Source organism: Hoeflea sp., from assembly GCF_984452065.1.
The window spans coordinates 1-19,221 of the sequence record NZ_CFHWAF010000047.1 but is presented as its reverse complement, the minus strand read 5'-3'; the positions used below and the strand labels follow the sequence as shown (position 1 = coordinate 19,221).

Sequence of the window (19,221 nt, the reverse complement as noted above, 5' to 3'; positions counted from 1 at the left end):
AGACCGATGACCGACCGCAATCACCCGGGCTGGCCCGATTACGGCATGCTGTGCGTGCTGGCCGCCATATGGGGCGGCAGTTTCATGCTGACCCGGGTGGCCGTTGCCGAATTGCCGCCATTTACCCTGACGGCGATGCGCCAGGGCATTGGCTTCGTCATCATGGCCGCGGTGGCGCTGCAGGCCGGCCAGGCCTTGAGAGCAAGCCGGGCGGACCACGTGACGATCTTTGTCTCCGCCTTTTTCGGCCTGGCACTGCCGTTTGTGCTGATTACGTGGGGCCTTGAAGAGGTGACGGCAGGCCTTGCCGCCATCCTCATGGGCCTGATGCCGCTGATGACGATCGTCCTCGTGCATATCTTCACCGAAGACGAGAAGATGAGCCTTGTGAAGCTGCTCGGCGTCTTCATCGGGCTTGCCGGTCTTGTCGTGCTTTTCTGGCCCGACATTCTCGGCGGTTCGGATCGGCAGGTCTGGCGTCAACTGGCGATTATGGGTGCCGGTGTTTCCTATGCGATCAATGCGCTGATAACGAAGAGGCTGCTGTATTTGAAGGCGCGTCCGATGTTCGCCGTCAACATCGCCTGGTCGTTCATCATGCTAGTCGTCGCGGCCGTGGTTTTCGAAACCTGGCCGGCGCGGAACCCGTCGGCACAGGCGTGGATCAGTATCGTGCTCATGGGGGTATTCCCGACGGCCGTCGCTTCTCTGATCATGTTCAGGATCATCGCCCGCCAGGGCGCGTCCTTTTTCGGACAGATCAACCTGCTCGTGCCTGTCGCCGGGGTTCTGTGGGGCGCGGCCATCCTGGACGAGCGCCTGTCTTTCAGTGCTATTGCCGCACTTGTTATCATTCTTTCGGGCGTCGCGGTCGCCCGCATGCATCCGAAGAACCAATTCCAGACAACCGGGGAAAAGACCTCATGAATGCACAACACAAACCGACCGGTTCTGCCTATTTCATTGCCAAGGAGACCGAGCAGCTTGAAACGCGCACGCTGTCGGTGCTGGTCGACAACGAGCCGGGTGTCCTGGCGCGGGTGATCGGGCTGTTTTCCGGACGGGGCTACAATATCGAGAGCCTCACCGTCTCGGAGACGGAGCATGAGGTGCATCTGTCGCGCATTACGATCGTCACGCGGGGCACGCCGCATGTGCTCGAACAGATCAAGCACCAGCTCGAGCGGATCGTTCCCGTCCACCGCGTCGTCGACCTTTCGATCCATGCACGCGAGAAGGGATATGAAAAGCCGCTTGAGCGGGAGTTGGCGCTGATCAAGGTGCAGGGCGAGGGCGATCACCGCGTCGAGGCCCTGCGTCTTGCCGATGCCTTTCGTGCCCAGGTTATCGATGCCAACACGGAACACTTCATTTTCGAAATCACCGGGCGCGTCTCGAAGATTGAACAATTCATCTCGATCATGCGCCCGCTCGGCCTGATCGAGGTGTGCAGGACGGGTGTCGCGGCCCTTAACCGCGGGCCGGAGGGCATGTAACGCCGGATGTGAAGCCATGCCTGCAGCGAATGCAAGCCATGCATGCCGGCCGTTGCCAATCGCCCTGAATTAGGTCAGGATTGCTGACCTTGTTTGGAGGAGCGTCATGACGATCGACACTTTTCTCGCCCTGATCGCCTTTGCCTTCGTCAGTTCGGTGACGCCGGGGCCGAACAATTTCATGCTTCTTGCCTCGGGCGTCAATTTCGGTTTCGTGCGCACGGTCCCGCATATGTGTGGAATTGCCGCCGGGTTCTGTTCGCTTCTTCTGGGCGTGGGTTTCGGGCTTGGCGCGCTGCTCAAAAGCTGGCTGGCCCTGACGTTCGGACTGAAGCTGGCCGGCGGCGCCTATCTTCTGTATCTGGCATGGAAAATTGCCGGAAGCCGGTCGCTTGGCCAGGATCAGACGGCTGTGCGGCCGATCAGCTTTTTTCAGGCTGCTGCATTTCAGTGGGTCAATCCGAAGGCATGGATGATGGGCCTGACGGCAATGGTCCTGTTCACCGATCCGGCCCGCCCCGACCTTTCGGTGGTTCTCGTGGCCCTTGCCTTCGTTCTGGTGAATTTTCCGAGCGTTTCTGTGTGGGCGGGTTTCGGCACCGTGCTGCGGCGTTTTCTGTCCGATCCGGTGCGGCTGAAATGGTTCAACACGATCATGGCCGTGCTTCTGGTGGCCACGCTGATCCCCATGATGCTGTAAGCGGCGAACGGGACAAATTTTTCCGCCGGTGATTTACTTGATCGTCGTATGCGATAAAGTTCAACCATGACCAATTCCCATGATCATGACAATCACCTCGATCCGATGACGGCGCGGGTGAAGGCTCTTGAGACCATTTTGACGGAAAAGGGCCTGATTGACCCGGCGGCCATTGATGCCATCGTCGATACCTATCAAAACAAGGTGGGGCCGCAAAACGGCGCGCGCGTGGTCGCGAAGGCCTGGGCCGACGAGGGTTTCGCGCAATGGCTGCGCCACGATGCGACGGCGGCGATTGCATCGCTCGGTTTTACCGGCCGGCAGGGCGAACATATGCGCGCGGTCTTCAACACGCCGCAAACGCATAATCTTGTCGTCTGTACCCTGTGCTCCTGTTATCCGTGGAGCGTGCTCGGCTTGCCGCCTGTCTGGTACAAGTCGCCGCCTTACCGGTCGCGCGCCGTTATCGATCCTAGAGGGGTGCTGGAGGAATTTGGCGTAACGCTCGGTAAAGACGTCGATATCAGGGTATGGGACTCGACGGCCGAACTGCGCTATCTGGTCGTACCGATGCGACCGGAAGGCACGCAGGATCTGGATGAGGACGCTCTCGCGGCGCTGGTTTCGCGTGATTCGATGATCGGCACCGGCCTTGCGGGAGCCGCGCCATGAACGGACCGCACGATCTTGGCGGCCGGATGGGGTTCGGCCCGGTCGCGCCGGAAGCGGATGAGCCGGTTTTTCACGCGGATTGGGAAAAGCGCGCGCTCGGTGCGACACTCTGCTGCGGTGCGCTGGGGCTTTGGAACATCGATGAGAGCCGACACGCCCGGGAATGCCTGCATCCGGCGGATTATTATGCGTCGAGCTACTACGAGATCTGGACAAAGGCGCTCGAGACATTGCTGGTCCGCCATGGTTGCGTGACGGCGGACGAACTCGCTTCGGGGCATGCGGTCGGCCCGTCGGACACCGATCGACCTGTGCTGAAGGCCGATGACGTTCCCGGGACACTTGCGCGGGGAGGTCCCTGCGACCGGGAGATCAAGGAGCCTGCGCGCTTTGATGTCGGCGATCGTGTCACGGTGCGCAATGCGCATCCGCGGGGCCATACGCGGATCCCGTCCTACGCCAAGGGCAAGGTCGGTGTCATCGAGGAGGTCGCCGGCGCCTATGTTTTTCCTGACGATAATGCCCATGGCCGAGGCGAGAACCCGCAATGGCTCTATCGCATCGTGCTGACCGGCGCCGAGCTTTGGGGCGAGGACGGCGATCCGAACCTGACCGTCTCCATCGATGCGTGGGAGAGTTACCTTGAGCGGGCGTGACGATGCCGGCGCGAGCCGGGCCCTTCCAAGGGACATCGCCGATCCGTCTCCCTTTGCCGAGCCCTGGCAGGCACAGGCCTTCGCCCTGGCCGTCGGTCTTAACGAGCGCGGGCTGTTTACCTGGGCGGAATGGGCGGATGCGCTGTCTGCCGAACTCAAGCGGCCGGGCGTCGCGGCCGACGGAAGCGACTATTATATCTGCTGGATGCGTGCACTTGAACATCTGATCGCGCAAAAGAGCGTTGCCGACAAAGGCCGGATCGACGATCTCAGCAGGGCGTGGACCCGGGCGGCCCATGCGACCCCGCATGGAAAACCCGTTCTTCTCGAAAACGACCCGCAGAGGCGGTGAACCTGCAGGTGACGAAGATCTGCGCGGCAACCGGAAGCCGATATGACCTACATACTTGATGACAGCCTTCGCCTGGAGGCGCTGGGCAATGATGAGTTCCGCAGTCAAACGGACGAGCGCTACTGGAACATGAAAGGTCCCTATGGCGGCTGGATCGCGGCGCTGATGGTCAAGGCCGTGCTCAGCGGTCTGGAGGATGCGCGTTTCGAACCGATTGCACTGACCGTCGACTTCATGAAAGCCCCGCAGGAGGGGGCTTTGGTCCTGCGGCGATATTGCGATCGGGCGGGACGAACGGCCGCCTTCTGGCGCGTCGTCCTGGACATGCCCGACGGCACGCCGTGCGCGCGGGCGGTGGTTACCCTGGCTCCGCACCGCGACACGCTGGTGTTTTCCGAGCCGCGCATGCCGCAGGTTCCGCCGGCTGAAGCGGTCGAGACCTTCAATGCACGCATGCTGCCGATCAACTGGGCAAAACTCTACGAGACGCGCCCGATCAAGGGAAAAATGGGCGATGTGACATCGGATGCGCACTCGCTGGTGTGGACACGCGATGCGGACGGACGGCCGCTCGATTATCTATCGGTCACCGCCATTGCCGACAGCCCGTTCCCGAGACTGTTTCTGGCAACCGGACGCCCGTCGAATATCTCGACCGTCTCGATGACCGTGTATTTTCATTCAACGGCGGCGGAGTTTGCGTCCATCGGCAATGATTCCATTCTCCTCGATGCGCGGTGTGAACGCTCGGCTGGCGGCTTCTACGATCAGCACACGCGGATGCATGCGCCCGGCGGCGAGCTGATAGCGGTTTCGCAGCAGATGGTGTGGTACGACCGCGCGCCCTAGCGCATAATTCCCGCTTGCCCTGAGACAGCGAATCCTGCCAGTTGTCGGTATGCAGTTTTCCAATCAACAGGACGAGGCGCTGAAGGCGGTTTCCGACTGGCTCCGGCAGGGCGACACCCCGTTGTTCCGGCTCTTCGGCTATGCCGGCACCGGCAAGACGACGCTTGCGCGCCATTTCGCCGAGGGGGTCGACGGCGATGTGCAGTTTGCGGCCTTTACCGGAAAGGCGGCGCAGGTTCTGCGCAGCAAGGGGGCGAGCAACGCCAAGACCATCCATTCGCTGATCTACCGTCCGCGCGGCGAGGAAGCCGTCGAGGATGAGGAGACGGGCAAGACCTCGATGGCGCCGATGTTCTCCTTGAACCGGCAAAGCCCCGTGGCGCAGGCTTCGCTGGTCATTGTCGACGAGTGCTCCATGGTGGACGAGGAACTCGGGCAGGATCTGCTGAGTTTTGGAACGCCGATCCTGGTTCTCGGCGATCCGGGCCAGTTGCCGCCCGTCTCCGGCGGCGGTTTCTTTACCGAACATGAGCCCGATTATCTCCTGACCGAGATTCACCGGCAGGCGCGCGACAACCCGATTGTCGATATTGCAATGCGGGTGCGTGAGGGGATCGACATCGGCTATGGCGACTGGGGCACGGCGCGCGTAGTCACCAAATCCGATGTGATGACGGATCTCGTTCTGGAAGCCGATCAGGTGCTCCTCGGCATTAACAGGACGCGCCGGCGCTACAATCAGCGTCTGAGGGAACTCAAGGGGTTCGATGCCAGATACCCGCAGGCGGGCGACAAACTGGTGTGCCTGCGCAACGATCCGGCGAAGGGCCTGTTGAACGGATCCTTGTGGCAGGTCATGACGTCGTCGCGCGAGACGGTGAAGCCGGGCATCAACCTGCTCGTCAAGCCGGAAGACGACGATATGAACCGCGGCTCGGCGAAGATCAAACTGCTCAAGGCCGCGTTCGAGGACCCGGATACGGAGGTGCCGTGGCAGACCAAGAGGCGCTATGACGATTTTGACTACGGCTATGCGCTGACCGTTCACAAGGCGCAGGGGTCACAATGGGACAATATCGTGCTCTTCGACGAAAGTTTCGCCTTTCGCGATTCGCGCGAGCGCTGGCTCTATACGGCAATCACCCGGGCGGCCGAACAACTGACCATCGTGCGTTAACGCGCCTTGCCGAGTGGACCGATTTTCCGCCATCAAATGCGTCAATCTAATCACAACTCGCTAGACATGCGATGCAACCCATGCAATCGCAAGACCCATTGGTTTGGTTTCAACTGCTTAAATTGGTTCGTGATTATTGCGAGGTTGCAGGTTAGGTATTGCCGAAACCGGGCGAACCCGTTGAAAGCAAAGAATTATGACCGAAACCGTCGCCACCAGGCTGTCCGTCAATCTCAACGCCATTGCGATGCTGCGCAACAGGCGCGATCTGCCGTGGCCGAGCCCGACCGGTCTTGGCGCTCAGGCGCTTGAAGCGGGCGCTCACGGGCTGACGGTTCACCCGCGGCCGGATCAGAGACATATAAGGTTTTCCGACCTGCCAGGGATCAGGGCGCTGATCGATGACGATTTTCCGCAGGCCGAATTCAACATTGAGGGATATCCGAGCGAGGATTTCCTCCAGCTTGTGGAAGTCAATCAGCCCGATCAGGCGACACTTGTGCCTGACGATCCCTCACAGGCGACATCCGATCACGGTTGGGATTTCCGACGCGATCTCGATCTTCTGAAGCCGGTCGTGCTGCGGTTGAAGAAACAGGGCATCCGGGTTTCCCTGTTCGCCGACGGCGATGCGGATCCGGAGTCGCTTGCCGCGGCTGCCGAAACCGGAGCCGACCGGGTGGAGTTCTTTACCGGACCTTACGGCGCGAGTTTTGATGACCCCAAGGGGGAAAGGCTGGCGCTGGAACAGCTTGCACAAAGTGCAGCGATTGCGGGTGATCTCGGGCTCGGCATCAATGCCGGCCACGATCTGACGGTGGCCAATCTGCCCGCATTGAAGAAGAACATTCCGATGCTCCTTGAGGTGTCGATCGGCCACGGCCTGACCGCTGACGCGCTGCAATACGGCATGAGCGAGACGGTGCGGCGTTTTTTGCGGGCCTGCGGTCACGACGTTTAAAACCCGGATCGACAGGCCTGCGTCACATTATTACTCATCTGCGGCGACCCAGTCATATTTCAGGCGATGGCCGAAATTGTTGCGCCAGATGGGCGCGATCACCGGGTGTTGCGCGACGGATTTCGTCAGGGCGTCGCAGTTCGGCATCTGCGGATTTGGGCCGTACCAGGCATAGAGCATGGCGCAGACGATATCCGCCGGGGACAGCCGATCGCCGCAGAGGCCCTGCTGGTTTTCCAGGAGGTTTTCTATCAGCCCGAAGGCCTCGTGAACCCTGGCCAAAGCGGCCCTTCGAACCGCTTTCCTCACTTCATCCGCAGGTTCGGTTTTGCTCACTGCGAAACGGTCCGGATAAACCACACGCAACAGGCCCTCGTAAACGTTGACGACCATGAAGACGGTCCACCGGTAGAAGGCGGCGTTGTCGTCGATAAAGAGGTCCGGTCCGGCCCGCAGGGTTTCGTGCTCTTCGGCAAGGAAAAACAGGATGGCCGCCGTTTCGGTGATGGTGCGGCCGTCGGGTGTTACGAGAACCGGGACCTGCCGCCACGGATTTGTTTGACGAAAGTCATCCGAAAGGTCCGAGGACGGCTCGGAATCGAGCAAAGCCAGTTGGTGGGGCACATCGGCGAGGGCCAGGACCGCTTCAATGGCAAAGCCGCCGGAACCCAGCCGGTTGTAAAGGGTGTAGGATTTCGTCACATTCTCCTCCCGATAAGACATTCAGCCCGGATGCGGCGCGTTCCGATTTGCGTCAGCGCAACATCCTGCCGTGAAGGGAGAGGTTGGGCAATGGTCAATAGCCGACTTTCATAACAACGCACACAAAAGCGGCTTGACCGCTGACATGACTTGGCCTAGAAAGATCGAACCGTACCGTACGGTACGCATTGGATCATTGGAAATGGCAGTGCAGATCAGTCCCGTACCGCAACGGATGGACGCGTTTACGCCGCGCCAGAACGCCGTGCTGGACGCGGCCCTCAATCTGCTTGTCGAGGGCGGGGGCGGGGCACTGACGACGGCGCGCATCGCCCGGGCCGCGAACTGTTCCAAGGAAAGCCTTTACAAATGGTTCGGCGACCGGGACGGTCTGCTTGCCGCCATCATCGAATATCAGGCCGGCAAGGTGCGGCTGCCCGAGGCGGCGACCTTGCCGGAAAATGTCGAGGCCTTTCGCGGGTCGCTCGAGCGTTTCGCTCTGGATTTGCTGAACGTGCTTTCGGGAGACGTGTCCCTGGCGCTCAACCGGTTGGCGATCGGCCAGGCCAGCCGCGAGGATGCGCATCTGGGTCGGCTGGTGCTGGAGCGCGGGCGCCGGATGATCGGGCTGCGTGCCGGGGCTTTGCTCGAAGCCGGGCGGACCCAGGGCCTGATCGCCTATGACGACGGCGAGGAGGCATTCGGCACATTGTATGGTCTTATTATCCGCGATTTGCATGTCCGCCGCCTGCTGGGCGATCCGCCTGCTTCCGGGAACGGGATGCTGGAGGGACAGGCGAAAAAGGCCGTCGAGCAGTTTTTCTCACTTTACGGAACCGCCGAAGCGACCGGATCGAAGCCCGGGACGGTCCGGACAGACACATGACCAATTCAAGACATGAAGGAAAGGAAGACCCATGCGTGTTTATTATGATCGCGATGCCGATCTCAATCTGATCAAATCGAAGAAAGTCGCCATTATCGGCTACGGCAGCCAGGGGCGGGCGCATGCGCTGAACCTGAAGGATTCAGGCGCTCCGAACATCGTTATCGCCCTGCGTGAAGGATCGGCGACGGTAAAAAAGGCCGAGGCGGACGGATTTGAGGTCAAATCGGTGGCGGATGCCGCCGCCTGGGCCGACCTGATGATGATGGCCACGCCCGACGAATTGCAGGCCGACATCTATCGCGACCATATTGCCGGCAATATTCGCGATGGCGCCGCGATTGCCTTCGCTCACGGGCTGAATGTGCATTTCGGCCTGATCGAACCGAAAGACACGGTCGACGTGCTGATGGTCGCCCCGAAGGGACCGGGTCACACGGTGCGCGGCGAATACCAGAAAGGCGGCGGCGTGCCGTGCCTCATCGCCGTTCATCAGGACGCGTCGGGCAATGCCCACGATCTCGGACTTTCCTATGCCTGCGGCGTCGGTGGCGGACGCTCCGGCATTATCGAGACCAACTTCAAGGAAGAATGCGAGACCGACCTTTTCGGCGAGCAGGTGGTGTTGTGCGGCGGTCTGGTCGAACTGATCCGTGCCGGTTTCGAGACGCTTGTCGAGGCCGGATACGCCCCGGAGATGGCCTATTTCGAGTGCCTTCACGAGGTCAAGCTGATTGTCGATCTGATCTATGAGGGCGGCATCGCCAACATGAACTACTCGATCTCGAACACGGCGGAGTGGGGCGAATATGTCTCCGGCCCGCGCATCATTACCGATGAAACCAAGGCCGAAATGAAACGTGTCCTGAACGATATCCAGACCGGCAAGTTCACCTCCGAGTGGATGCAGGAATACCGGGCCGGCGCGGCGCGCTTCAAGGGTATTCGGCGCAACAACGATGCCCACCAGATCGAGGAAGTCGGCGAGAAGCTGCGCGGCATGATGCCATGGATCAAGTCCAACGCGCTTGTCGACAAGGAACGCAACTGATCCGGATCGCCGGTATCGTTCCGTTAAACGATGCAATCGAGGTTGAGCAGGGCGCCTCGCGCCCTGTTTTTTAATGAATGAAATATATCTTGAGTTATATAAAATAAACATGTTCATTATTATTTGAAAAGAACTGTTGCAATATTGTAATCAACACAAAGTGTTGGGTCTTTTATTCTGAATGTGATTTGAAGGCGGGCTGGTAATACATCCATATGGGGTCAACGCAACCAACGAGGATACATTGCGATGACCAGAATTTTGCGTGTTTTATCGATGGCAGTGCCTGCGGCCCTGGCGGCCGGAATGGCCGGCGCGGCCGATGCCGTGGTGGAGCCGGCGCCGGTGGCGGCGCCCGCGGCCTTGCCTGCTCCGACCTATTGGGACGGGTTTTATGCGGGTGTTCTCCTGGGATACCACCACGAGACCGTCGATACCGTCGGGGGCAATGGCTCGGGCGCCTCGCTCGGCGGCTATGCGGGTTACAACCACCTGTTCAGCAACAATATCGTTGTCGGTGTCGAGGGCGATTACAATGCGGCCTTTGGCAGTTTCAGCGGGTTTAACTGGGAATTGTCGAGCTTCGGAAGTATTCGCGGTCGGCTCGGCTATGCCATGAACCGTTTCCACGTCTATGCCACGGGCGGCCTGGCGCTGATGGATTTCGAGGCGTCATTCGCGGGCCCCGGCAATCCGGGCCTTGAGACCGGTTGGACGATCGGCGGCGGGCTTGAATATATGGTGACGGAAAAGATCAGCGCGCGCGCCGAATATCTCTACATGAATTTCAACGACACGTTCCAGGATGTGGGAGCGCCGGCCGGCATCACGACCGATATCCACAATGTCCGTGCCGGTATTGCCTATCATTTCTGATCGACGATACCCGGGTGGGGACCCGCCGCTGCCATTGCGGCAGCGGCAAGGCCGGGTGAATGATGGATCAGCCTCATTCTGCGCCTCAAGCGATATTGACAGCCAGCCTGAACACGATAAGACTGCCGGCCAGATGGTTCCGGCGACGCCTTACGGCTAGCCGGATGAAAAGGGAACACGGTGCGGTGTAACCATCAGGTGCCAAATCCGTGACTGCCCCCGCAACTGTAAGCGGAGAGCTTGTCAGCGAAAACCACTGGGTATGGCCTTTGGCCTGCGTCCCGGGAAGGTGCTGACTGGCAAAGACCCGTAAGTCAGGAGACCTGCCATCGCTCAACTTAAACTCGGGCGGGGTGCCCCCGGGGAGGTCGCAGTGATGACATCGAATATCTCGCTGACATTTGCCGGTCGTTTCAGGGCCGGCCTTCATCTCTCCCGTTGCCACCCGCCGCGTCCTCGGGGGATGATGGTCTTTGCAAAACAAGAAATGCGCGATTTTGTCGGTATGCACCCGCTGCCGGCAAGCGGGGTTCGCCGGCCCGGATAATCAGCGGCCCGGCTATCTCCTGGCCAAGGCAATCCATTCACGATTTTCCGGCAGCGCCGCCGCGCGGCTCGGCATGTCGCTTCGCGGTGTGCGTTGCATGAGCCAGTGCAAGCGTGCCTGTGTGATCGCGCTGTCCGGGCCTTCCAGATACACGCTCGTTTTCGGCGACCTCGACCCGCACGGCAATGCCGAGGCGATCCTCGAACTTGCCGGACAATACGCCACCGCGCCCGATGGGCTCGTGGAACGCGCCGAGCGTCCTGAAGCCCTGCGCGCCGGCATTCTCGGCCGCGTTCCGCCGCTGCATCTCGATGGCGACCCGATCGACCCCGATTTCACCATTTTCCCAGCATCCGACAGCAACAAGGAAATACATTGATGACGCTTATGACAGGTCCGTTGAAACCGATTTTGAAAACCCTCGATCCGGATCGCCGTGCTTTGCCGGCTGCCGGCCTTGCGGTTGCGCTCGCGCTGACAGGGGCGATCGCTCCTGCGGCTGCTGAAAGCGTGACCGTCGGTCAGACATTCCTCGCAACGGGCCTGGATCCGGCGGACGGGTCGACAGGCTGGGCGCTTGTAACCCACGGCATTGCCGAACAGCTTTTCACCGTTTCGCGCGATGGCGAGGTCGTCCCCAACCTTGCCGCGTCCGCGGCAAGGAACGATGATGGTTCATGGACCGTCGAACTGTCTCCCGGCCGGTTTTTCTCCGATGGAACGCCGGTGACCGCCAAGCTGGTCGCGGAGGCGCTCAACCGCACCGGCGAGGCGAATGCATCGGCACGTGCGACCGCGGGCCGCTTGACCTTCGAGGCGCTGGATGCCGATACGCTCAAGGTGACGTCCGAGCAGCCGACGGCAATCCTTCCGTCCATTCTCGCCGAGTGGGCCTTTCCGGTCTATCTGGAGACCGACGGGGCGCCGATCTTCACCGGTCCCTTTGCCGTGGAAAACTTCGAGGCCGGCGCGGCCATCGAAATGGTGCCGAATACGCACTACGAAGGTTACGAGCAGCGGCCGGATGTCACAATCCGGCGGATCGCCGATGGCCAGTCGCTGGCGCTTGCATTTGCCTCAGGCGAACTGGACCTTGCCTTCAACCTGCCGGTCGAAACGGTTTCGATGTTCGAGGGCAGAGAAGACCGGTCCGTGACGTCTTTCCCGGTCGCCTACCAGTACATGATGTGGATGAACACGCGCACGCCGGCACTGAGCGACGTCCGGGTCCGCCGGGCGATCGATCTTGCCGTCAACCGGGACAATCTTGTTGCCGCCGCGCGGGCGGGCAAGCCGGCGACCGGCGCCTTCGCCGCCGCCTACCCCTTCGCCGCCGAGGGATCGCTTGCCTACGACCCGGAGGCGTCGGCCCGTCTGCTTGACGAAGCAGGCTGGATGGTCGGCGATGACGGTGTCCGCGCGAAGGACGGAAAAAAGCTGGAGCTCGTTTTGTGGGCGTATCCGCAGCGTCCCGATCTTGTCACCTTCCAGCCCGTTGTCCGGGCAGCCTTGGCGGAGTTGGGCATAGCTGTGACGACACAGGTCACAGAATCGCCGAGTGACGTCGCTGCCAGCGGCGCGTTCGACCTGTTCCTGTGGGCGCAGCATACCGCGCCGGCGGGCGATCCGGGTCTGTTTCTTTCCCTGTTCTTCGAAACCGGCGCCGCTCGCAACTATACAGGCTGGTCCAACGCGGCCTATGACGATGTCGTCGCTGCGCTGCGCGCGGCCACGAGCCCTGACGAGCGGATCGATCTTGCGAGACAGGCGCAGAAACTGATTGCGGACGGTGCTCCCGTTTCGTTCCTCGTCACGCCCGAATGGCATGTCGGCCTGTCCGAGCGCCTGGCGGACTACCAGCCCTGGGGTTCGGATTACTATGTGATACGCCCGGATCTTTCGGTGTCGCATCAGTAGGGGCGGAGCTTACCGATGACCTGGCTTGCGGCAGCGCGGATGGTGGTCATGGCCCTTGTGTCGTGGCTGGCCGCGGTTGCCGTGAGCTTTATGCTGATCCGCCTCGTTCCCGGCGATCCGGTTGATATCTTCGTCAATCGAATGAACGTCAACGCCAGTGAGGAGTTGCTGGCTGCCTATCGCCGGGCCTGGGGGCTTGAACACAGTCTGATCGAGCAGTTTCTCATCTGGCTGCGGGGTTTCATCACCCTCAATTGGGGCGTGTCCTTTGTGACCGGCGGTGAGGTTTCGAACGAACTTGCCCCGCGCCTGGCATGGTCGGCCGCGATCGGCTTCGGTGGCATGATCGCCGCGCTTTTGTGCGGCACGCTGCTCGGTTTTCGTGCCGCGCTCCACCCCGGAGGTCTGGCCGACGGGCTTTCCCGGAGCATGGCCGTTGCCGGTCAGGCGCTCCCGGCCTTTGCCGTCGGGCTTGTTGCCCTTTGGCTGTTTGCCGCCGAGCTTCGATGGCTTCTTCCCTTCTCCGGCGGCGCCGTTGAACGGCTCATCCTGCCGATCGCGCTTGTCGCGTTTTTTTCCGTCGGCAGCGTGTCGCGCCTGGTGCGTGCGGGGTTTGCCGAAACGGCCGCCGCGCCGTTCATGCGGACCGCCCTGGCAAAGGGTCTTTCGCGCAAGACCGCGCTGTGGCGCCATGGCCGCCGCCAGGCCGCGATTGTGCTCGTGGCCGGCATTGCGCCCGATCTGGCGTGGATCGTGGGGGGAACAGCCATTGCCGAGATCGTTTTCGGGATTCCGGGATTGTCCGAACGGGTTGTGGAGGCCGTGTCATCGCGCGACTATCCGGTTTTGCAGTCATATGTCGCGCTTGTCGCCCTTTGGATCATTCTTGGCCTGCATCTTTGCGCCCTGCTGCGGCGGACGCTCGACCCGCGGCATGGCGCCCTGCCGCTGAGGGTGCAATGATGGAGGCAAGACGCCAGATTTACCTGCCGGTTACCCTGTCGCTTCTCGGCGCGATGCTGCTGGGCGCGGCCTGGCAGCCGCATGATCCCCATGCCGTGGATCTGAGCAATGTCCTCTCCGCGCCCTCGTTGACACACTGGCTTGGAACGGATCATCTGGGCCGTGATGTCGCCTCGCGTATCCTTGCCGGGGCGCAGCCGTCTCTTTCGGCCATCGCGATTGTCATCGCCTCAAGTATCGGTCTCGGACTGGCGGCAGGTATGGCAATAGGATTCGGCCCGCCGGCGCTTTCCAGGTTCATGCGCTGGTTGGCCGAGACGGCGCTCGCGCTGCCGACCCTCATTATGGCTCTGCTCCTCGCGGCGCTTTTCGGCGCTGGCCTCATGGCGATCTCGGCAGCACTGGTTGTGAGCACCTGGGCACCCTATGCGCTCAGCATATCGGCATTGCTTGAACGCTTGAGGGGCGAACAATACTGGCTTGCCACCCTGGCGCTCGGATCATCGGTCACGGGGGCCGTGCGCCGGCACATGCTGCCCAATGCGTGGCCGACGATCGGTGCGCTGGCGGGCGCCGATGCCGGCCGCGCGGTCATTCTGGTGGCTTCCCTGGGGTTCCTCGGGCTCTCGGCGGACACGGGGCGGCCCGAATGGGGCGCGATGGTCCATGAGTATCGCATGTTCCTGTTTTCCGAGCCTCGACTGGTTCTGGCGCCGGTCCTTGCCACGGCGATGGCCGCCTTCATGCTCAACCGGACCCTTGATCGCGGCTGATCCTGGGTTTTGATCGAGTTGTATCGGAGACCCGGACTAATCGGCAGACATGCGGGAGCGGTATTGCGGCCGCGCCCGCATTGCCTTCAGCGCCTTTTTCAGTATGGCGAGCGGCACTGCCTGCGCGGGCCGTGATAGGGCTGGAACGTGTTGTCCGAGACCCGGTAGGACCGGTATTTGCGGAAGCAATAGTTCACATGGGCACGCGAACCGTAGGCGCGGTAGCGCGGGGCCGGGCGGTAATAGGGGGTCCGCCCATAGGTGCGGCCGTAATAGCGCGGTCCGTAATAGGGTTTCGGATAATAGTAGCGCTTCTTGTAGTAACGGCTGTTGCAATAGGCGTTGTAGCAGTGGTAGCGGCCGTGGCGCGGGCCGCTGGCGACGATCCCGCCGATAATCAGACCGGTCACCAGGCCGGCGCCGAAATTTCCGCTGTTGGAGCCGTAATGGTATTTCTTTCCCGCCTCGGCATGGGGCGTCGTCAGCGCCAGCAGTCCGGCGCCGATGACAGCGATGACAAGCCCTTTAAGCAGTCCTGGCATGGATGCCTCCCGGATGTGAGTTCAACGACATTAACTATTTGTCATGTTCAGTTCTGTGGCAAGCGTGCCGTGCGCGCAAAGCGATCACATTGTCATCACGCTATGCTGTAGAGCGCAGTCAAAAACGTTTCAATTCAGCGCGTTGTTTTGGTTTGCTCAAGTGCGATCAAGCCTGCGTGACAAGCTTTGGCGAAAGCTCTACACAGGATCGGCAGCCATGCCGCGAACGGATGATATGGAAAATGTCCCTAAGGATCGCAACATTCAACGTCGAGAACCTGATGAGCCGGTTCGACTTTTCAGGCTTTCGCAACGAGTTGCGGCAGGATCGCAGTCTCAAGCTTTTCGATATCAAAAACGAGGCGGAATACCGCCGGCTCGAACAGGCGCGGGCCATCGCGCATACGGACGATACCCGCCAGCTCACCGCGCTGGCGATTGCCGAAACCGGGGCCGACATTCTGTGTCTTCAGGAGGTCGACAATCTCGACGCCCTCAAAGCCTTCGAATACGGCTATCTCTTCAAGATGATCGGCCGCGGGTACCGCAACAAATATATGGTCGACGGCAATGACGGCCGCGGCATCGACGTGGCGGTCATGATGCGCGAGGAAACGCGGGACGGGCAGCCGATCGTCTTCGAGGCCATGCAAAGCCATGCGCATCTGACCTATGACGATCTCGGTCTCTTCGACGATGCGATCGCCGAGACCAACCGGCCGCGGGACCGCATCTTCCGGCGCGACTGTCTCGAAATCGATGTGACGGTCGGCGGGCGGCCGCTGACCGTTTACATCGTGCATTTCAAATCGATGGGCTCGCCGCGCGACGGCATGGACGGCCGGACGGCGACCATGGCGGTACGCAGGGCCGAGGCAAGGGCGGTGCGGCGCATCATCGAGGAGCGGTTCGGCACCGGAAAGACGGCCGGCAAGCGCTGGGTCATCTGCGGCGATATGAACGACTACCAGGAGCGCGTCATCATTTCCGGCGACCGGATCAATGGCTATGTGTTCGAGCCGGTCCGCGAAGCCGAGAGCGCCGTGGATGTTTTCACGTCGGACGGCTTTGCCGAGAATGCCGTGCAGCGGCGCGACGCGCTTGACCGCTGGACCCTGTTTCACACGCGCGGTCCCGACGAACGGCACCTTTGCCAGCTCGACTACATCATGCTTTCGCCTTCGCTCGCCGAGCGCAATGCCAGCCGTATTCCCGACATCATCCGCGCCGGGCAGCCGTTCCGTACCATCTTCCCCGACGGCCAGGCCCCCGAGCGCTATCCGAGAACCGGCTGGGACCGGCCGAAAGCCTCCGATCACTGCCCGGTGGCAATCACGCTCGACATGCTGTGATCAGCCGGTGCGCGGCTTTTGGCATGACGCGGTCAACAGAACCGTTCAACAGGCGAGAATTCCGTTGTCGGTTCCGAAGCAGCTATGCCATGTTGGCGCCGCAGCGTTTGTTCCAAGTTGACCGGAGTGCCGATATGCCTCGCCAATACGCCATTTACGATGTCTTTTCCGCCGACCGTCTTGCCGGAAATCCCCTGGCGGTGGTGTTCGATGCGGAAGGGCTGTCGGATGAGGCGATGCAGCGGATCGCCGGGGAATTCAATCTCTCCGAGACGGTGTTCGTTTTTCCGGCGGAAAATCCGGCGCACGGCGCGCGCCTGCGCATCTTCACGCCCGGCCGCGAGCTGCCGTTTGCCGGCCATCCCACCGTCGGCGCCGCGGTCGCGCTGGCGGAGAAGAAATCCGGCAGCGACATGGACATCGATCTGATGGCGGTGATGGAAGAGGGCGTCGGGCCGGTGCGCACCGTCGCCAAGCTGCAGAGGGGCGAGCCGAGTTTCGCCGAGTTCGACCTGCCGCGCCTTTCCGGCCGCATCGCGTTCGACATCGGCAAGGAGACGGTGGCCGCCGCCCTGCAGATCGAGCCGCAAGAACTGGGTTTCGAGAACCACCATATCTCCTTCTGGAATGCCGGCGTGCCTTTCCTGATGGTGCCCGTGCACGATCTGTCGGTTGCCGCCAAGGCGCGCTGCGACGCCATCCAGTGGGAACAGCTCGCGCCGATCGCCGACGGCCAGCTCGCCGACGCATTCGTCTATTGCCGGGGCGGGGTGGCGCATGATGCACATTTCCACTGCCGCATGTTCGCGCCGCATGCCGGCATTCCCGAGGACCCGGCCACCGGCTCGGCGGTTGCGGCCTTTTCCGGCGCGATTCACCAGTTCGACGAATTGCTGGACGGCCACCACGCGCTGCTCATCGAGCAGGGTGTCGAGATGGGCCGGCCCTCCAGGATCCACCTGCATCTCGAGGTCGACGGCGGCAGAATCGTCCAGGGCCGCATCGGCGGCAACGCCGTCAGGGTCGCCGAGGGCGCGCTGCTCATCGACTGATTGTTGCCGAAGGCGGCGCGGTCTGAAATCCGCTGGACAGGCTGCGCTCTGATGACCTTTGCCAAGTTCATTCGGTGGACCAAGCGGATCATGGACAAAGCCGACATACACGGTGCCCAGGCCAGTCCCAAGGGCCTGCGTCACGGGTATGGTGTCCATGCCCTTCGTGGGCATACCGCTCAATATGCTATCCAAGTGGATGGGCCATGCTTCCATTGCCACCACCGCCATCTACGGCAACGCGGTCGGTTCGGAGGAACTGGAGATCGCCGGGAGGATGTGGGGGTGAGGGGCGGCGCGCTGGCCAGTCGCTTCAAGAATAGCGCCTGTCCGCGTTTGTGGTGGCTGTGCGTTGATGCGTCCATGGCCTCCGTTGTTGAAAAGCCGTCTCGTCTGTGCTACCTGCCAGCTTTCTTGCACCGATTGGGGCATTGGAGAGACTAAAAAGTGACTAAGAAAAACGCATAAGTCAATAAAGTCACTTAAAACAATAGGTTGGGTGTGTAGCTCAGTTGGTAGAGCAGCTGACTCTTAATCAGCGGGTCCACGGTTCGAGCCCGTGCTCACCCACCAATCTTTTCAAGGATATATGGAATGAACACGCTTTGTGGAAAACTTCCAGTAAGCACATAACAATCACGCAAGCGGCTTTGAAGCAGTCGATTTGCTTCAAGCTTACATCGGCGTTGTCCACGTAGTGAGGCTGGTACTTGGAAAATAAGCTAAACATGGTTTCAACGCTGTGGCCAACACTTAGCGTCCGGCTTCTTTTCGACTGAAATTCCTGCGCACCCGGCTCGGCCGGCTGATCCGCGACATCGGCCGCAGGATTGACGGCGACGCTGCCCTGGCGCAGGTCTTCGCCGTGCCCCTGTCAAAGGCCATGCAGATCCGTCACCAGAAACAGCGCCAGCGTGGCCGAAAGCTCTATTCCTGGCATGCGCCGGAGACCGAGTGCATCGGCAAGGGCAAGGCCCATGCGCCTTACGAGTTCGGCGTCAAGGTGTCGCTTACAACCACCAACAAGCGCTGCAAGGGCGGCCAGTTCATCCTGCATGCCAAGGCGCCGCCCGGTAATCCCTATGACGGCCATACGCTCAAGGACGCGCTTGCACAAACGCAGGCGCTCACCGGCCGCGAGATCGAACGCGTCTATGTCGACAAGGGCTACCGCGGCCACAACGCGCCAAACCGGCCGCGGGTCTACAGGTCGGGCCAAAAACGCGGCGTGCATGGCCAGGTGAAACGCGAACTCAGACGGCGCTCAGCCATCGAGGCCGTCATCGGCCATTGCAAAACAGACGGCCATCTGGGCCGTAACTTTCTCAAGGGACGCCTCGGCGATGCCATCAACGCAGTCATGAGCGCCGTCGGCTACAACCTGCGCCTCATCCTCAAGTGGCTGCGCACTCTATTGCGGAAAATCATCATCCGCATCATGCACCAAATCACACACCAATCAGCGCTCAAAACCGCTTGTTAACAGCGGACCAAGTAGTTGCGAGTAGAGCTTGAAATGCCGCCGGTCGTAATCATCAACAGTTTTCCAGGTGATGATTGCGACAGGTGTGTCCCGGCGCAATCGAAAATCGGGACGAAGATCAGACCGAAAACCCGGGTGTTAAGCGAGTTGTGATTAGATTGAAGCATTTGATGGCGGTAAATCGGTTCACTCGGCAAGGCGCGTCGCGCAGCGC

Annotated in this window: 22 protein-coding genes, 1 tRNA gene, 1 pseudogene and 1 riboswitch; of the genes and pseudogenes, 21 read left to right on the top strand and 3 right to left on the bottom strand. The window is 61.1% G+C overall.

What is annotated here, in order from left to right:
* Positions 1-6 precede the first annotated feature (6 nt).
* The 9 genes from AC5E6N_RS11100 to AC5E6N_RS11060 all read left to right on the top strand — a co-directional run bounded on the left by AC5E6N_RS11100 (position 7) and on the right by AC5E6N_RS11060 (position 6,863).
* Complete coding sequence (locus AC5E6N_RS11100; protein WP_491747883.1) at positions 7-927, top strand: DMT family transporter; 921 nt, start codon at positions 7-9, stop codon at positions 925-927.
* Positions 924-1,496, top strand: coding sequence for an acetolactate synthase small subunit (ilvN, locus tag AC5E6N_RS11095; RefSeq protein ID WP_491747882.1), 573 nt, complete (start codon positions 924-926; stop codon positions 1,494-1,496). The genes AC5E6N_RS11100 and ilvN overlap by 4 nt, the downstream gene beginning before the upstream one ends.
* A gap of 106 nt (positions 1,497-1,602) precedes the next feature.
* Entirely contained in the window at positions 1,603-2,196 is a 594-nt protein-coding gene (locus tag AC5E6N_RS11090) for a LysE family translocator (RefSeq protein ID WP_491747881.1), read from the top strand.
* A gap of 66 nt (positions 2,197-2,262) precedes the next feature.
* Complete coding sequence (gene nthA, locus AC5E6N_RS11085; protein ID WP_491747880.1) at positions 2,263-2,868, top strand: nitrile hydratase subunit alpha; 606 nt, start codon at positions 2,263-2,265, stop codon at positions 2,866-2,868.
* Positions 2,865-3,524 carry a nitrile hydratase subunit beta gene (gene nthB, locus AC5E6N_RS11080; RefSeq protein ID WP_491747879.1) on the top strand — a complete coding sequence of 220 codons (660 nt, stop codon included), beginning with the start codon at positions 2,865-2,867 and terminating at the stop codon, positions 3,522-3,524. Before nthA ends, nthB begins: the two co-directional genes overlap by 4 nt.
* Complete coding sequence (locus tag AC5E6N_RS11075; protein WP_491747878.1) at positions 3,511-3,876, top strand: nitrile hydratase accessory protein; 366 nt, start codon at positions 3,511-3,513, stop codon at positions 3,874-3,876. The genes nthB and AC5E6N_RS11075 overlap by 14 nt, the downstream gene beginning before the upstream one ends.
* A 42-nt stretch (positions 3,877-3,918) precedes the next feature.
* Positions 3,919-4,725, top strand: coding sequence for an acyl-CoA thioesterase (locus tag AC5E6N_RS11070; RefSeq protein WP_491747877.1), 807 nt, complete (start codon positions 3,919-3,921; stop codon positions 4,723-4,725).
* A 49-nt stretch (positions 4,726-4,774) separates the two neighbouring features.
* Entirely contained in the window at positions 4,775-5,902 is a 1,128-nt protein-coding gene (locus tag AC5E6N_RS11065) for an ATP-dependent DNA helicase (protein WP_491747876.1), read from the top strand.
* Positions 5,903-6,098: 196 nt separating this feature from the next.
* Entirely contained in the window at positions 6,099-6,863 is a 765-nt protein-coding gene (locus AC5E6N_RS11060; protein WP_491747875.1) for a pyridoxine 5'-phosphate synthase, read from the top strand.
* Between the two features lie 30 nt (positions 6,864-6,893).
* On the opposite strand, the gene AC5E6N_RS11055 is transcribed toward AC5E6N_RS11060, so the two are convergent.
* Positions 6,894-7,565: a glutathione S-transferase family protein gene (locus AC5E6N_RS11055; RefSeq protein ID WP_491747874.1), complete on the bottom strand. Its 672-nt coding sequence runs from the start codon at positions 7,563-7,565 to the stop codon at positions 6,894-6,896.
* 202 nt (positions 7,566-7,767) lie between these two features.
* Here AC5E6N_RS11055 and AC5E6N_RS11050 point away from each other — a divergent pair, with 202 nt between their 5' ends.
* The 7 genes from AC5E6N_RS11050 to AC5E6N_RS11020 all read left to right on the top strand — a co-directional run bounded on the left by AC5E6N_RS11050 (position 7,768) and on the right by AC5E6N_RS11020 (position 14,578).
* The gene (locus tag AC5E6N_RS11050; protein WP_491747873.1) at positions 7,768-8,451 is read left to right on the top strand and encodes a TetR/AcrR family transcriptional regulator; all 684 of its coding nucleotides are present in this window, start codon (positions 7,768-7,770) and stop codon (positions 8,449-8,451) included.
* A 31-nt stretch (positions 8,452-8,482) separates the two neighbouring features.
* Positions 8,483-9,502: a ketol-acid reductoisomerase gene (gene ilvC, locus AC5E6N_RS11045; RefSeq protein WP_491747872.1), complete on the top strand. Its 1,020-nt coding sequence runs from the start codon at positions 8,483-8,485 to the stop codon at positions 9,500-9,502.
* Between the two features lie 249 nt (positions 9,503-9,751).
* The gene (locus AC5E6N_RS11040; protein WP_491747871.1) at positions 9,752-10,378 is read left to right on the top strand and encodes an outer membrane protein; all 627 of its coding nucleotides are present in this window, start codon (positions 9,752-9,754) and stop codon (positions 10,376-10,378) included.
* Positions 10,379-10,495: 117 nt separating this feature from the next.
* Positions 10,496-10,723, top strand: a riboswitch (cobalamin riboswitch).
* Positions 10,724-10,851: 128 nt separating this feature from the next.
* A complete protein-coding gene (locus tag AC5E6N_RS11035; RefSeq protein WP_491747870.1) occupies positions 10,852-11,304 on the top strand; it encodes a DUF1636 family protein in 453 nt (150 codons plus the stop codon).
* Positions 11,304-12,842, top strand: a complete 1,539-nt coding sequence (locus tag AC5E6N_RS11030) for an ABC transporter substrate-binding protein (RefSeq protein WP_491747869.1) — start codon at positions 11,304-11,306, stop codon at positions 12,840-12,842. Before AC5E6N_RS11035 ends, AC5E6N_RS11030 begins: the two co-directional genes overlap by 1 nt.
* Positions 12,843-12,857: 15 nt before the next feature.
* Positions 12,858-13,805: an ABC transporter permease gene (locus tag AC5E6N_RS11025; RefSeq protein WP_491747868.1), complete on the top strand. Its 948-nt coding sequence runs from the start codon at positions 12,858-12,860 to the stop codon at positions 13,803-13,805.
* Complete coding sequence (locus tag AC5E6N_RS11020) at positions 13,802-14,578, top strand: ABC transporter permease (RefSeq protein ID WP_491747867.1); 777 nt, start codon at positions 13,802-13,804, stop codon at positions 14,576-14,578. The genes AC5E6N_RS11025 and AC5E6N_RS11020 overlap by 4 nt, the downstream gene beginning before the upstream one ends.
* A gap of 98 nt (positions 14,579-14,676) precedes the next feature.
* On the opposite strand, the gene AC5E6N_RS11015 is transcribed toward AC5E6N_RS11020, so the two are convergent.
* Complete coding sequence (locus AC5E6N_RS11015; RefSeq protein WP_491747866.1) at positions 14,677-15,120, bottom strand: BA14K family protein; 444 nt, start codon at positions 15,118-15,120, stop codon at positions 14,677-14,679.
* Positions 15,121-15,362: 242 nt separating this feature from the next.
* Here AC5E6N_RS11015 and AC5E6N_RS11010 point away from each other — a divergent pair, with 242 nt between their 5' ends.
* The 5 genes and pseudogenes from AC5E6N_RS11010 to AC5E6N_RS10990 all read left to right on the top strand — a co-directional run.
* Entirely contained in the window at positions 15,363-16,472 is a 1,110-nt protein-coding gene (locus tag AC5E6N_RS11010; RefSeq protein WP_491747865.1) for an endonuclease/exonuclease/phosphatase family protein, read from the top strand.
* Between the two features lie 134 nt (positions 16,473-16,606).
* Positions 16,607-17,524, top strand: coding sequence for a PhzF family phenazine biosynthesis protein (locus AC5E6N_RS11005; RefSeq protein ID WP_491747864.1), 918 nt, complete (start codon positions 16,607-16,609; stop codon positions 17,522-17,524).
* Positions 17,525-17,636: 112 nt separating this feature from the next.
* Positions 17,637-17,813, top strand: coding sequence for a hypothetical protein (locus AC5E6N_RS11000; RefSeq protein ID WP_491747863.1), 177 nt, complete (start codon positions 17,637-17,639; stop codon positions 17,811-17,813).
* Between the two features lie 208 nt (positions 17,814-18,021).
* Positions 18,022-18,097: transfer RNA gene (locus AC5E6N_RS10995), tRNA-Lys, on the top strand.
* Positions 18,098-18,296: 199 nt separating this feature from the next.
* A pseudogene (locus AC5E6N_RS10990) lies at positions 18,297-19,007 on the top strand (transposase); the annotation flags it as partial.
* On the opposite strand, the gene AC5E6N_RS10985 reads toward AC5E6N_RS10990, so the two are convergent.
* Positions 19,004-19,221 (bottom strand): hypothetical protein (locus tag AC5E6N_RS10985; protein WP_491747862.1); only part of this gene is annotated, 218 nt, incomplete at its 5' end. The pseudogene AC5E6N_RS10990 and the gene AC5E6N_RS10985 overlap by 4 nt on opposite strands.